Origin of the sequence: Chitinimonas viridis (assembly GCF_030409555.1) — a bacterium.
GTDB classification, from domain to species: domain Bacteria; phylum Pseudomonadota; class Gammaproteobacteria; order Burkholderiales; family Chitinimonadaceae; genus Chitinimonas; species Chitinimonas viridis.
In genome coordinates, this window is sequence record NZ_JAUFPU010000018.1 from 439,541 (window position 1) to 453,393 (window position 13,853).

Annotated in this window: 15 protein-coding genes; 8 read left to right on the forward strand and 7 right to left on the reverse strand. The window is 61.9% G+C overall.

Translation table 11 applies throughout. The annotated features are described in order from the left end of the window. Positions 1 to 133 precede the first annotated feature (133 nt). Complete coding sequence (locus QWZ03_RS15235; protein WP_290333500.1) at positions 134 to 424, forward strand: Rdx family protein; 291 nt, start codon at positions 134 to 136, stop codon at positions 422 to 424. Between the two features lie 52 nt (positions 425 to 476). Here QWZ03_RS15235 and QWZ03_RS15240 read toward each other — a convergent pair whose 3' ends face one another. The 3 genes from QWZ03_RS15240 to QWZ03_RS15250 all read right to left on the reverse strand — a co-directional run bounded on the left by QWZ03_RS15240 (position 477) and on the right by QWZ03_RS15250 (position 4,783). Then, positions 477 to 1,898: a pectate lyase family protein gene (locus tag QWZ03_RS15240; RefSeq protein WP_290333501.1), complete on the reverse strand. Its 1,422-nt coding sequence runs from the start codon at positions 1,896 to 1,898 to the stop codon at positions 477 to 479. A 342-nt stretch (positions 1,899 to 2,240) separates the two neighbouring features. Further along, positions 2,241 to 3,845, reverse strand: coding sequence for an ATP-binding protein (locus QWZ03_RS15245; RefSeq protein ID WP_290333502.1), 1,605 nt, complete (start codon positions 3,843 to 3,845; stop codon positions 2,241 to 2,243). 170 nt (positions 3,846 to 4,015) lie between these two features. Further along, positions 4,016 to 4,783 (reverse strand): TlyA family RNA methyltransferase, encoded by a 768-nt coding sequence (locus tag QWZ03_RS15250; protein WP_290333503.1) that lies wholly within the window; start codon positions 4,781 to 4,783, stop codon positions 4,016 to 4,018. A gap of 176 nt (positions 4,784 to 4,959) precedes the next feature. On the opposite strand from QWZ03_RS15250, the gene tfpB reads away from it, so the two are divergent. The 5 genes from tfpB to QWZ03_RS15275 are packed head-to-tail and all read left to right on the forward strand — an operon-like array spanning position 4,960 to position 8,613. Beyond that, the gene (gene tfpB, locus QWZ03_RS15255) at positions 4,960 to 6,741 is read left to right on the forward strand and encodes a type IV pilus assembly ATPase TfpB (protein ID WP_284195145.1); all 1,782 of its coding nucleotides are present in this window, start codon (positions 4,960 to 4,962) and stop codon (positions 6,739 to 6,741) included. 43 nt (positions 6,742 to 6,784) lie between these two features. After that, entirely contained in the window at positions 6,785 to 7,681 is an 897-nt protein-coding gene (locus QWZ03_RS15260) for a patatin-like phospholipase family protein (RefSeq protein ID WP_290333505.1), read from the forward strand. Further along, a complete protein-coding gene (locus QWZ03_RS15265) occupies positions 7,678 to 8,004 on the forward strand; it encodes a tetratricopeptide repeat protein (protein WP_290333506.1) in 327 nt (108 codons plus the stop codon). Before QWZ03_RS15260 ends, QWZ03_RS15265 begins: the two co-directional genes overlap by 4 nt. After that, positions 8,001 to 8,234: an RNA-binding S4 domain-containing protein gene (locus tag QWZ03_RS15270; RefSeq protein WP_290333507.1), complete on the forward strand. Its 234-nt coding sequence runs from the start codon at positions 8,001 to 8,003 to the stop codon at positions 8,232 to 8,234. Before QWZ03_RS15265 ends, QWZ03_RS15270 begins: the two co-directional genes overlap by 4 nt. 1 nt (position 8,235) lies before the next feature. Next, complete coding sequence (locus QWZ03_RS15275; protein WP_290333508.1) at positions 8,236 to 8,613, forward strand: hypothetical protein; 378 nt, start codon at positions 8,236 to 8,238, stop codon at positions 8,611 to 8,613. Here QWZ03_RS15275 and QWZ03_RS15280 read toward each other — a convergent pair. The 4 genes from QWZ03_RS15280 to QWZ03_RS15295 all read right to left on the reverse strand — a co-directional run bounded on the left by QWZ03_RS15280 (position 8,610) and on the right by QWZ03_RS15295 (position 12,099). Continuing rightward, on the reverse strand, positions 8,610 to 10,331 hold the full coding sequence (locus tag QWZ03_RS15280) for a potassium channel family protein (protein ID WP_290333509.1): 1,722 nt from the start codon (positions 10,329 to 10,331) through the stop codon (positions 8,610 to 8,612). The two genes, QWZ03_RS15275 and QWZ03_RS15280, sit on opposite strands and share 4 nt — an antisense overlap. Positions 10,332 to 10,335: 4 nt before the next feature. Continuing rightward, on the reverse strand, positions 10,336 to 10,719 hold the full coding sequence (locus tag QWZ03_RS15285; RefSeq protein ID WP_290333510.1) for a DUF6394 family protein: 384 nt from the start codon (positions 10,717 to 10,719) through the stop codon (positions 10,336 to 10,338). Between the two features lie 91 nt (positions 10,720 to 10,810). Next, a complete protein-coding gene (locus QWZ03_RS15290) occupies positions 10,811 to 11,548 on the reverse strand; it encodes a pseudouridine synthase (protein ID WP_290333511.1) in 738 nt (245 codons plus the stop codon). 143 nt (positions 11,549 to 11,691) lie between these two features. Next, positions 11,692 to 12,099: a YMGG-like glycine zipper-containing protein gene (locus QWZ03_RS15295; RefSeq protein WP_284195153.1), complete on the reverse strand. Its 408-nt coding sequence runs from the start codon at positions 12,097 to 12,099 to the stop codon at positions 11,692 to 11,694. 280 nt (positions 12,100 to 12,379) lie between these two features. Between QWZ03_RS15295 and QWZ03_RS15300 the strand changes: the two genes are divergently transcribed. Together QWZ03_RS15300 and QWZ03_RS15305 are read left to right on the forward strand one after the other, a co-directional pair. After that, the gene (locus tag QWZ03_RS15300) at positions 12,380 to 12,805 is read left to right on the forward strand and encodes an organic hydroperoxide resistance protein (RefSeq protein WP_284195154.1); all 426 of its coding nucleotides are present in this window, start codon (positions 12,380 to 12,382) and stop codon (positions 12,803 to 12,805) included. Positions 12,806 to 12,934: 129 nt separating this feature from the next. Continuing rightward, the gene (locus tag QWZ03_RS15305; protein ID WP_290333512.1) at positions 12,935 to 13,372 is read left to right on the forward strand and encodes a MarR family winged helix-turn-helix transcriptional regulator; all 438 of its coding nucleotides are present in this window, start codon (positions 12,935 to 12,937) and stop codon (positions 13,370 to 13,372) included. Positions 13,373 to 13,853: the final 481 nt, after the last annotated feature.

Below are 13,853 nucleotides of genomic sequence, written 5' to 3' on the forward strand. Positions count from 1 at the left end.
GGACCGAAATCACTATTGAGGCAAAGACTAACGCAAAAGTTCTGCGCGGCGCAGTCTGGTGTGTACGGCCATCTTCCCTGAGCCCTGCCGGATTGACTATAGTGCCTGCTGCATTGCAACAGGAAACCCCACCATGCCAGCCCCCCGCATCGAGATCCACTACTGCACCCAATGCCGCTGGCTATTGCGGGCCGCCTGGTTGGCCCAGGAGCTGCTGTCGACATTTGAACAGGAACTGGGCGAAGTGGCCCTGCAACCGGGTACCGGCGGCGTTTTTGAGATCCGCGCCAACGGCCATACAGTATGGGAGCGCAAGGCAGATGGCGGCTTCCCTGAAGCCGCCGAACTAAAGCAGAGGGTGAGGGACGTCATCGCCCCAGACAAAGCGTTGGGACATAGCGAGCGCAAGACCGACCCGGCCTGAGGCTGATAACGGTCGGCCAGCCGGGCGCCGCGCAACGGCCGGCGCCCTACCATCAACGGACCTGCAGCTTGCCTGCGCCTGCGTTACGCTTAACCGAATCACGCACACTGCTGGCCGGCAGCGGTTGGACCGCATAGGGCACCTGCCAGCCTATGGCGGAATTGAAAGCGCAGTCCTTGCCTGGGCCCACGCTCAGTACCGACCCATTCAACAGGGAGCCACTATCGGTCATAGCCCCGGTCTTGCTGGCCGAACCCGGATTGATGATCACATCCTTGCAGGCTGCCGCGCCAGCTACGTCGAATACATTGTTTTGCGACAGTATCTTGGCCTTGTAGCCCACCCCTATGCTGTACTTGTGAGGGTAGATGCCCTTGCCCTTGGTGCCTTCATAATAATTGTTATACAGATGCACCTTGCCAAAGCGCACGCGGGGCGAACGCTCGGACACGTTGCGGAAGTAGTTATTATTGAAGGTCACCGTCAGGTGCCCTTCATCCTCACTGGCTGAATCGGACGAGCCCACAAGGTTATTCTTGCTGTGCAGCTCGAACAGGTTGTTGGACACGGTGATGTAATCAGCGGCCTTCTTCACGTCCAGCGCACCGTCGTGGCATTGTTTGATTTTGCCCTTCTCCACCGGTGCGCGGTCATCTGTATCAGGAAAATCCGTAAAGCTGTTGTGGTCTATCCAGACATGGCGGGCGCCCTCCACCACCAGTCCATCGTATTCCGAGTTCCAGTTGCCTGACGAACCATCGTTAGGATCCCACACCGGCGCGATATCGCAGGGATTCACTATCTGCAGGTTGCGGACAATGACGTTTTCCACATTCTTGATCACGATACGGCCATTGCGTATCTGGGCCGACTCTCCCAAGCCAATCAAGGTTGTGTTGGACGGCAGCACGATGGCGTTGCGCGCCGACTGATCCGAAGCACTCTTGAACTTGCCGCCATTATCGGCCGACGCCATATCTATGTTGCCATAGACCTTGATAATGCGTGGCTGGGTGCCGCTGCGCTTAAGCGCTTCCTGCAACTGCCAGGCCGAGCTGACGGTGTAGATAGACGTGGCGCCAGCCCCTCGGCCACCTGTCGTCCCCTTACCGTAGCCGGCCCAGCCGGTGGCAGGCGCGGCTTCGTTGCTAGCATCGCCCGTATTACCACCACCTGGCGGCGGCGTGGTGGTCACTAAGGGTCCCAGCGCACACTTCTTGATCTTGTTCGGTAGCGGGTCGCTACCAAAGGTCGCCTTGTCACAGGTCACCACGCCTTTCTGCGGTTTGACCACCCATTGATCCCTAGCACCAAACGACACCAGCCTGGGCTGATCGCCCACTTGGCAGACGCCGGCTTCATCAGCGCACTTGGAATATCCACTAGGCCAGTCCTTGGCAGAGGCCGTTGTACTGAACAAAGCAAAGATCGCTGCAAGAGGCAATAGCTTGAAATACGCGTGCGGAACGTGCATGGAAAATCCTTAAGATGACAGGGCACATGGTTATGCCAGAGACATAACCTAGCATATGTCATATACATCAATGTGGTTGCGATGGGGAAATAGTGGTAGCGGTGTGGTAGATGACTCAGTTCGAGGGCGGCATGGCCTGCAGTTTCCCTCATCTGCTTGCTCTATCGGAAATTGACCCATGCCTGGACATAAATAACGTCCAATACACGAAACGTATCACCGAGATATCGCTGAGCGCGTCCACGCATGAAAAACCCGCCTTGATGGCGGGCCTACCCGACTACTGTCTGCTGTCCAACAACCGCCGACAGGCTATCCATGACAAGACGTCTTGCCCCGCGCCTAATCCGCCACCGGCAAGGTAAAGTAAAAACACGCCCCCTCACCCTCGGCCGACTCCGCCCATATCCGCCCACCATGCAGGTGGACGATGCGTTGCGCCATGGCGAGGCCTATGCCGGTGCCATTGAACTCGCGGTCGCTGTGGTAGCGCTGAAAGGGGCTGAACAGCTTGCTGGCCCTGCTGCTGTCAAAACCCACGCCATTATCGCGCACATAGAACACCTCATCGGCATGGGCGCTGGGTTGCACACCCACTTCGATCACAGCGCCTGGGCTGCGGTTGGTGTACTTCCAGGCGTTGCCCAGCAGGTGCTCCAGCGCGATCATCAGCAGCCCATGGTCGGCGCTGACGGTCAGGTTGGGGGCGATACTGACGGCAGCGGTACGGCGACCGTCCTGCTGCCGCAGACGGCCCATCACACCGCTGGCCATCAGACTCAGGTTGACGGTGCTGCGCCGTACCGGCTGGCTTGATAGCAGGAACAGCTTGTGCAGATCGTCGATCTGATCGTTCATGCGGGCCGCTTCGGCACAGATGCGCAACAGGTAGTGCCGGCCATCGGGTGACAAGGATTGCAGGTGTTCTTCCAGCAGAATATTGCCAAAGCCGTTGATGGCACGCAGCGGCGCACGCAGATCGTGGGAGAGAGAATAGGAGAAGGCCTCCAGCTCGTGGTTGACGGCCCTGAGCTGGTCTGCCCGGTTGTTCAGCTTTTGCTGCAGGCTATCGTAGCTGGTGACATTCTCCAGTGCCAGCGCCACGCTGTCCGCCAGGTCTTGCAGCAGGGCCAGCTCGTCGTGGCTGGGCAGGCAGGGTTGCGCCCAGTAGGTGCCGATGGCGGCGATGGGGTCGGTTTGGCGCACCGGCGTCATCACCATGCTTTTGACAAAGGTGGGGCGATAGGCGGCATGAGGCACCCGGTCATCCAGATAAATATCGGGTATGACCACCTGCTGCTTGTGCTGCATGGCCCAGCCACTGACGCAGGCCGACATGGGAAAACGCCTGCCCTGCCATAGCGGGCTGATGGCATCCTCGGCCAGGTAGTAGCACTGTTCGCCCTCGCGCAGCACAAAGGTGGCGCCATCGGCCAGCACCAGCTCGCGGGTAACGGTACGCACCACATGGTCGATGTCATCCAGGCAGCGGGCACGTCCCAGCTGCTTCACCGCCTGTATCAACTGGGCCTGGCGGCGGCTGTAGTCATGCAGCAGGGCGGTGTCGCTATTGCCGTCCGGGCGCTCAAGCAGCATGCGCACCGTGTGCTTGAGCCGCCACAGGTCGCGCTTGTCGATAAAATCCTGGGCGCCTGCATCCAGGCCTGCTTCGGCAGCCAGTTGATCGGCGTGGCCGCTGAAATAGAGAAACGGCACGCCGGGCTGTATCTGCTGCGCCAGCCAGAGTGACTCATGCCCCTCGCAGCCGGGTACCCCGCTGTCGGAGATCACCAGGTCGTAGGCTTCACGCGCCAAGGCACCGCGATAGTCATCCGCCGTCTCCACCACATGAAGATCCACCATCACCCCCAGGCGCTGCAGGGCATTGCCTGCCAGCTGGGCATCGAGCGGATTGTCTTCCAGATAAAGCACTTTCCGGGCAGCCATGGCTTCCTTCCTCGTCCGTGGCATATCTACCGCTGCAAGGCATGGCCCATCATGACTGATGGGTCACCGAATGCGGGTACGCTTTTTTACCAGCTTATCGGCTGATTTATAAGCCATTGCTAACGCTTTTTCCATACCCTTTGGTCTGCCGGTCTCCCGCCTTGTTCCCCTCAGAGCTTGGTCAGCAGCATGAAGAACTCACGATTGCCATCGCCGCCCGCAATGGGGCTGTCCAGCCAGGCATCCAACCTCAACCCTTGATCCTGCACCGCCTGGGTCACCTTGAGTCTGACGCCTTCATACAATGACGCATCACGGACGATGCCCCCCTTGGCAATGCCTTCGCGGCCGACCTCGAACTGCGGCTTGACCAGCCAGAGCAGGCGGCCACCCGGCCGCACCAGCGGCGCCACGGCAGGCAGTACCAGGGTCAGCGAGATAAAGGATAGATCCGCCACCACCAGGTCATACGCCTGTCCGCCATTGGCCGCCAATAGCTCGGCGGCATCCAGCGCACGGGCGTTGACCCCCTCGAACAGGCTGACACGCGGGTCGTCCTGCAGCTCCGGGTGCAGCTGGCCGTGGCCAACATCCACCCCTACCACGGCGGCGGCGCCTGCCTGCAGCAGGCAGTCGCAGAAGCCGCCGGTCGAGATGCCCACATCCAGGCAGCGCCAACCGGATACGTCCAGCCTGGTCTCGGCCAGCGCGCCGGCCAGCTTGAGGCCACCGCGCGAGACAAAGCGGTCGGCCGGGTCGGGCACCACCTCCAGCTGGGCATCGGCCAGCAACTTCTGGCTGGGCTTGCTGACCAAGGTGCGGCGCCCGGCCTCCAGCAGGTGTACCCGCCCCCCGGCGATATAGCTTTGGGCAGCGGTACGAGAGGGGGCGAAGCCCAGTTCGGTGAGCAGTATGTCGGCGCGTATCAGTTCAGTCATGGGGGGATTTTAAGCCAGGTAGGCGGCAGGATAGGTGCCCACACCCAACAATTTCAACAGCTAACAACCCTATGGCATGGCGACCACCTCATATTGCTGCCGACAATTCGTTTGGCATAAGCGACAATTAGACTGAAGCCGACTTGAATGCCGGAACAACCGCGAGATTTCTGCCCATGAAAAAGTTCTTTCCCGTGCGTGGCCATGGCGACCACCGCCTGTCCATCAAGGCCCTGGTCGATACCTTGACGGAAGAGGGGCATATTCCTGCCGGTACGGCGGCGGCCTTTCTGATACCGGCCCGTACCTCGGCCCACGGCAAGACCCACCCTTTCAATGCCATTGCGCCACAGGGCTGGCGCAGCCAGATCAACGACGAGCTGATCGACGTGGAATGGCTGGGACACTGGCTGGGTGCCAAGGTGGGGCTGGCCTGGTTCCATATCGACCCACTGAAGATCGACGTGGCCAGCGTCTCAGGCGTACTGAGCCACGGCTATGCCAGCCGCTACGGCATCCTGCCTATTGCGGTAGATGCCACCTCCGCCACCCTGGCCACGGCCGAGCCCTTTGTGCGGGACTGGGAAGACGAGCTGAGCCGCATACTCAAGCGCGAAATCAAGCGGGTGATGGCCAACCCGGAGGACATCGCCCGCTTCCTGCCCGAGTTCTACAACCTGTCGCGCTTCGTCAAGCAGGCGGTGGCGCAGTCTGGCACGCAGAACAACCTGGCCAACTTCGAGCAGTTGGTACAGCTGGGCCGCACCGGCAATGTCGATGCCAACGACCACCATATCGTGGCGCTGGTGGACTGGCTGTTCCAGTACGCCTTTACCCAGCGTGCCTCGGATATCCACCTGGAACCCCGCCGCGAGGCCGGCCATGTGCGCTTCCGTATCGATGGCCTGCTGCATGCCGTCTACCAGGTGCCACCCACCGTGATGAACGCACTGATCTCGCGCATCAAGGTGCTGGGCCGGATGGACCTGGCGGAGAAACGCCGGCCGCAGGATGGCCGGGTCAAGACCAAGACCCCCGATGGCCGCGAAATCGAGCTGCGGCTATCAACCATGCCCACCGCCTTTGGTGAGAAGCTGGTGATGCGTATCTTCGACCCGGCCATCCTGGTACGGGACTTCGCCGCCCTGGGCTTCGGCCCGGACGAGCAGCAACGCTGGCAGGGCTATGTGCGCCAGCCGCACGGCATTGTGCTGGTGACCGGCCCCACCGGCTCGGGCAAGACCACCACGCTCTACACCACGCTAAAGCAGCTGGCGACCGAAGAAGTCAATGTCTGCACGGTGGAAGACCCCATCGAAATGATAGAGACCAGCTTCAACCAGATGCAGGTGCAGCCGATGATAGACCTGACCTTTGCCGAAGGCGTGCGTACCCTGTTGCGGCAGGATCCGGACATCATCATGGTCGGTGAAATCCGTGACCGGGAGACTGCCGACATGGCCATACAGGCTGCCCTGACCGGCCACCTGGTGCTCTCCACACTGCACACCAACGATGCCCCCAGTGCCGTGACCCGCCTGTTGGAACTGGGTGTGCCGCCCTATCTCGTCAGCTCCACCCTGGTGGGCGTGATGGCCCAGCGCCTGGTGCGCACGCTCTGCCCCCATTGCAAACAGCCCGGCACACCGCTGGAGGCCGAGTGGAATGCGCTGGTGGCCCCCTGGAAAGCCGCCCTGCCCAAGACCGCCTACAAGGCCGTGGGCTGTTTGGAGTGCCGCAATACCGGGTTTCTGGGCCGGATAGGCCTGTACGAGATGCTGAGCATCAGCAATGAGCTGCGCCGCCTGGTGGCATCTGTGGCGCATCCGGGGCTGATCAAGGAACAAGCCATCAAGGATGGGCTCAAACCGCTCAAACTGGCGGGCGCGCAGAAGATTGCCGCTGGTCTGACCACACTGGAAGAAGTCATGAAGGTCGTGCCATCCGACTTCGACTGACTTACTATCGCGCCTTCAACCCGTCCCACTATCCCGGTATCTCATGCAACGCCGCTCATTGCTGCTCGCCCTGCCCCTGCTCCTGGCTGCCTGTACCACCACGCCCGACGCCCCGCCGGCCGTGGCGGCGCCCGTGCCCCCCAAGCCACTCAAGCTGCCGCGCATCGGTATTGCGCTCGGCGGCGGTGCCGCCAAGGGCTTTGCCCATATCGGCGTGATCAAGACACTGGAAGGGCAAGGCCTGACACCCGCCGTCGTATCCGGCACCAGCGCTGGTAGCGTGGTGGGAGCGCTCTACGCCAGCGGGATGAATGGTTTCAGCCTGCAGGAGCAATCATTCGCCCTGGACGAAGCCCGCGTGCGTGACCTGACGCTGGGCTCCGGTGGCCTGGTCAAGGGTGAGAAGCTGCAGGAGTATGTCAACGAACTGGTGAAGAACCGCACCCTGGACAAGATGGTCAAGCCCTTTGCGGCAGTCGCCACCGAGCTCGATACCGGTCGCCGGGTCGCCTTCAAGCGCGGCAATACCGGCCAGGCGGTGCGGGCATCGTGCAGCATCCCTGGGGTGTTCCAGCCTACGCTGGTCAACGGCAAGCGCTTTGTGGACGGTGGCCTGGTGAGCCCGGTGCCGGTGGATACTGCCCGCGAGCTCGGGGCGGATATCGTCATCGCAGTGGATATCTCCACCAAGGCGGATTACGGCAAGACCAATGAAGGCATGTTCGCCATCCTGAACCAGACCATCATCATCATGGGTCAGAAACTGGGCGAACAGGAGCTGGCCCGGGCTGACGTAGTGATACGGCCCAGGGTAGGCAGCATAGGCTCGGCCGATTTCGAGCAGAAGCACAACGCCATACTGGAAGGCGAGCGGGCAGCCCAGGCCGCCCTGCCCGCCATCAGGGCAGCCATTGCCCGCTGGCAGGCGGCACAGAAATGATCGCCCAGCTGGAAAAACTGCTGGACGGCCCCCGCGATGGCGCCCTGCTGCGCTTTTCGCTGGGCAATGAATACCTCAAGGCAGGGCAGGCCGCGCAGGCGGCCAGCTACTACCGCGACGCCTTGGTGCGCGACCCGGCCTACTCCGCCGCCTACAAGGGCCTGGGCAAGGCACTGGAGCAGGCCGGCCAGCCCCAGGAGGCACTGGCGACCTATCAACAGGGCATAGCGACGGCCACTACACGCGGCGATATGCAGGCCGCCCGCGAGATGACCGTCTTTGCCAAACGATTGCGCAAGGCGCAACAAGGACCGCAACCATGAATCAGCACACCGTCGAGCTCAAGGGCGAGTACATCGAACTGCATAACCTGCTCAAATTCCTGGCCATTGCCGATTCGGGCGGGCAGGCCAAGATGATCGTGGCCGAAGGCCTGGTCGAAGTGGATGGCGAGATCGAGTTCCGCAAGACCCGCAAGGTCTATGCCGGCAGCGTGGTCAAGGTGTTCGATGAAGAGATACAGGTTGTGGCCAATCCCAATCAAGCCGGTTGACATGACGCACGCCCAGGCTGTTGACCACGACCTCGTAGCGAATCGGGTACGCAATCGCCAGTTGGAGTGTCTCGAATTGTGGTGTGGCTACCCTAGCTATCAGCCCGGCTTTGATATCAACGGCCTGATCAATATCTGGGGTGAATGGGTTGATGAAACCCTCTGGCAGGATGCAGCAAATATCTCTTGCTATACGCCCGAAGAATGGACACTACTCCAACAAACCCATATGGCGATCGAGGCTTTCTGCAAGGTCACACCGCGTAATATTATCGACCAGCAAGCAGCAGTTACGCGGCCTGAATGGGCAAGGCTGATTACCTGCGCACGAGCTGCTTTGCAGGCATTCCAGCAACGCGGTCGCCTGGCCGAGGACTAATCGTCACCATTTGCCATACCCTGGCTACGGCGTGCCGCCCACCAGCGAAACAGCCAACTCTGCGGCTGTACCTTACCGGTACGGACGTAATCGATCAGCCGGTACTGGTTGATAACTGCCTCCTGCGCCCGATGGGCCTCGCCCCGACCTATGAACAGGATGCGCGCATCGAACATCAACGGAGTCTCGGGCGGCGGCAGCAGGATTTCCTCGCCGCCCTGTATCAGCAATAAGGGCAGGCAGGGTAACTGCAAGGTGGGCTCCTGCGGATCCAGCAGCAGATGCCGCAACACCAGCCTGGGCTGCGGGTTGAGCAGCAGCGCGTAGCAGGCCGCCTGGTTTTGCCCGTTCAAGGTCAGCACCCAGCTCTCCGGCACCCGATCGCCGCACAGCGCCTCCATCTCGCGTAGCACAGCGCCGGCCCAGACTTCGCTGCGGGTCTGGATCAGCTCCAGAAAGCGCGCCAAGGTGGGCGACACCATGGCGCGCAGGCATTCCTGCGCCACCACTTCGCTGCGCACCGCTGTGGCATCGGGCTTGAATGCCTCGAACAACACCCGGTTGGATGAGGCATTCTGGCGCGCCACCACAAACAGCGAGGGCCGTATCTGCCTGGCGGTGGCAACGGCAGACAGGTTGTTGGCATCGTGATCAGTGCAGGCCACCACACCCACCGCCTGTTCCAGCCCTGCCAGGGTCAGGGTATGGGCATCCACGCCCAGGCCCACCACATACTCCCCTGCCTGCAGATCGGCCGGGATGCTCAGATCGATCACCGTAACGCTGGATCCCTCTGCCAGTAAGGCGGCCCGGATGGCATGGCCCATACGGCCGTAGCCCACCACGACCCAATGACCGCGCGGCGGCTGGCTCAAGGGCGGCAGGGGGTCGCCGGCAAAGGCCGACAGCACGCTCCACAGGCGGCTGGCCTGGGGTGCATGCAGCGCCATGCGAAAGCGCCGGCCCACCGCCTCGAACATATTGACCACGTGGTTGGCACCAAAGCTGGCCATGTTCTCGGCCACCGCCTGGCTCTTGGCACGGCATACCGACAATAGCTGTGGCCTGAGCACATAGGCAGCAATGGCAATGGCCAGGTTGACCTCCTCGTCTCCCGTCAGCGCCAGCACACCCTTGCAGTGGGGGTTCAGTATGCCGGCCGTCTGCAGCATCTGTGGGTTGCCGGCATCGCCAGAGTAAGCCGGCACGTCAAAGCGATAGTCGGCCAGCATCACATCAGTCACCCGCTCTTCACGCGGTTCCAGCACCACAAAGCGGATACCGCGCTCTTCCAGCACCTGGCACAGCCGCCGGCCGGTCTGGCCGTAGCCGCAAACGAGATAGAAGGGTTCGCCCAGCCGCCGAACAGCGCCGCTGAATCGCGCCAGCAGCACCGCCTGCTGGAAGCGCTTGTCCTGCAGTATGGAAAACAGGGTACCCAGGCCATAGGCCCAGCCGATCACGCTCAGGTAGATGCAGACCACCACCCACATACGCTGCAGGTAGGTAAAGGGATAGGGCACCTCGCCAAAGCCGATGGTGGTGGCGGTATAGCTGATGAAATAAAAGGCATGAAAGAAATCCATGCTGTAAGGCTGGCCATTGCCATCCTCGCCCGGTATCAGCACCAGGCCCAATACCGAAATCGCATAGATCAGGATCAGGGTGATCAACGGCGCCCGCATGCGCCGCAATACCAGAAAGAAGATATTCGGCATGCCGCTAGCGCCGCAGTTGCAGGGTTTCGCCTATCAGCAACACCACCGATACCAGATTGGCCATCAGCGCACCGCCCGAGAAGGAAACCACGCTGGACATGACCCCTGGTGTCATGCCATGGCCGGAGACATACACGGCATAGCCCCAGATACAGGCGGCTGCGATCAGCTGCAAGTCTGCCACCAGGCTGGTGGCCAGGTGAACCGCCCCCACCTGGGTGCGGTCGCCGAACTTGAGCACAGTGGCGATCAGGTTAACCACAATGGCCGCAAACAGCTCGAACACATCATGCTGGTGCGGTACATCGATCTCGCCCACGAAAAAACCGAAGTTCAGTGTAAAGGCAAAAACGATGAAGAAGCCGAAGATGACTTTTTCCAGATTCATGGGGATGGCGCTCGCGTAACGATGTCGATCTGGATTGTAGAGCCTGCCCTGGCAGACCGCGCGGAATCTGCAGCGGCGTCCAGCCTCTCCGCTAATACGACTGGATCAAGGCCAGGCCGTCAGCATCCAGCTCACACCATGCACCCTCGGCAAGCTGCTGCAAGGGCGGCGCATCAAGCCGCAAGCCCCCCATGGCTACGCGGTGCAGTGCCACCACCCGGTTGCCGGCGGCCGCCACCATGCGCTTGACCTGATGGTATTTGCCCTGGTCCAGGGTCAGCAGCAACTGGTGTTCATCCAGCAGGCAGCAGGCCCGGGCGGCTAATGGGGCAGGCTCGTCATGCAGCTGCACGCCGGCCAGCAAAGCCGCCACCAGCGAGGTATCGGCCGCATGCTTGAGGCTGACCTGGTAGGTCTTGGGTACGTGCCGCTTGGGCGAGGCCAGTGCATGATTGTAGGGGCCGTCATCGGTCAGCAGCAGCAGGCCGGTGGTGTCGGCATCCAGCCGGCCTATGGGCTGCACCCCACGCTCAATGAAATGCTCGGGCAGCAGGCTGAACACCGAGGCATGGTGCTGTGGCGTGCGCGAGCACTCGTAGTTGGCCGGCTTGTACAGCGCCAGGTAGAGCCGTTCGCGATAGGGCCAGGGCTGCTCGTCCACCGTCAGCAGCAGGCCATCAGTAGCAAAACTGGCGTCGGGCTGGTGGCAGGGCTGACCGTTGACGGCCACGCGGCCGGCCTGCACCAGGGCGCGGGCCGTCTTACGGCTACCAAAGCCTTGCGATTGCAGGATGCGTTCCAGCGGTTGGGGGCGATTCGATACGGGCATGGCGGGACCAGAAACAAAGAAGCCCCGCCGCAAGCGGCGGGGCCGAGCCCGAATGATACCGGGCTCTGCTGATGTTTGTGTCCTTGTGGCGCCGCCCGAGTTTAGGCGCTGGAAGAAGACAAACTCAGCTTAATCGGTCTGGCTCAACGACCGTGGTGGCCGTGATGATGGCCGTGGCCGTGCCGGCGATGGTGCTTCCAATGCTTGCCATGACCACGGTGCCGCTCTACCGGCACGTAGACCACCTGCTGCACGGGGCGGTACACCACGCGGGGCTCGTCATAGTATCGGACCGGGTAGACATTGCGGTACTCGGTGCGATGCACCACCACTTCGCGGCGGTCTGAGCGGTGTGCCACTGCAGCCCCTACGGCGCCACCCAGTGCAGCGCCTACGATGGCGCCGTTGCGGCCGTCCAGCTCGTAACCGATGGCCGACCCGGCTGCGCCGCCCAGGGCACCGCCGACGATCACGCGGGAAGAGTTGTCAGCCAGCGCAGCCGTGCCACTCAAAGCCACAGCCAGTATCAGGATGGAAATCGGTTTGAACATGATCTTGCCTCCGTTGATGCAGCCGCAGTGGCTGCCTGTGAAGCGCAGTTTGCTGCCGCAGCGCTGAATCCTTCCTGAACGTACGGTTTGGCAGTTTTCACTGTGCCCCCTCCAGGCAAGCACGATGCGCCCTCCCTTGCGCCATGGTCACAAGACAGGCTTTACCCCATGGCTATCGGAACGATAGTTACAATCAAATTGTGTACAATTTAATTGCTAGCTATATTCCATCTCACCAAGCGGCACCCAGTGCCATCGATAACCCAGCAAGGAAAACACCATGTCCGTACAAGTGCTCTATACCGCCCAAGCCACTGCCACCGGCGGCCGTGAAGGCCAGATCGAATCGTCCGACGGCGTACTGCAGGCCAAGCTGGCCCTGCCCCGTGAAATGGGCGGCCCCGGCGGCGCAGCCACCAATCCCGAGCAACTGTTTGCCGCCGGCTATGCGGCTTGCTTCGAAGGTGCCGTCCGCTTCGTGGCTCGCCAAAAAGGCATCAAGATCGAACAGGCCTCGGTAACGGCCCAGGTTGGCGTCGGCCCTCGCGCCGCTGGCGGCTTTGGCATCACCGCCGCCCTGACGGTGTCGCTGCCCGGCCTTGATCGTGCCGTGGCCACCGAGCTGGCCGAGATTGCCCACCGCGACATCTGCCCCTACTCGCACGCTACCCGCGGCAATGTGGATGTGCAGATCACGGTAGCCTGATGCCCCAATGCCCGGCCGGGCACCGCCAGGATAGGGCGGCCCGGTCTGGCGCCAAGGCGATAGAATCACAAGCAATCTGCTTAGGCCGGCATCATGCCGGCCTACCGCCATTGCCAACGAGTACACACCATGACCGCGCAACCCGACTGGCTCAGGCTGGATGCCCAGCTCTGCTTCCGCCTCTATGCCGCCTCCCGCACCGTCACCCGCTGCTACCAGCCGCTGCTGGCCGAGCTGGGGCTGACCTATCCGCAGTACCTGGCCATGCTGGTGCTATGGGAGCGTGACGATCTGACGGTCAAGGCCCTGGGCCAGCGCTTGCTGCTGGACTCGGGCACCCTCACACCCCTGCTCAAGCGGTTGGAGCAAGGGGGGCTGATACGCCGCGAGCGGCGGGCCGAGAATGAACGCGAGGTCCGCATCATGCTGACTCCTGCCGGCCAGGATCTTCGGCAACGGGCCGAAAGCGTCCCCCCTGCCCTGCTGGCCGCCACCGGGCTGAGCCTGGATGAAGCACAGCAGATCAACACCCTGCTGGACAGGCTGCTGGTGCAGGTAGAGCCATGATGGCAGTTACCACGGCCTGAATCACGGGCACCCACCGATGCGACAAGGCCTACTCATGCACAGCCTGTTCCTTCAGCCGCAAGATCTCCACTGGAAGCACGTACCCGCACTGCGCGTGGGCAGCATGTCAGCACAGGGCGCTGTTGTGGCCCAGGTAGGGATAACACACCAGGGCAGGCCGCTACTGCGCATCGACATAGATGCGGCGGCAGGGCATACCTGTTTTTCTGCCACCCATGCCTCGCATGGTCTGGTTGCCATAGGCTACGGGCAAAGTGTATTTGTCATTGATCCCGCCACGCACGCCACATCCCAAATCGGGCTGGATGGGTATTTTGGTCACCTGTATCCCGCCAGCGACTTTCCGGACGCCACCACGCCTTTTGCTTTTCTGGTCACCTCCGCAACAGCGCTGCTATGCATCAACCCAGCGGGGCAGGTGGCATGGCACCTACAGGCACTAGGTATCGATGGTGTATTG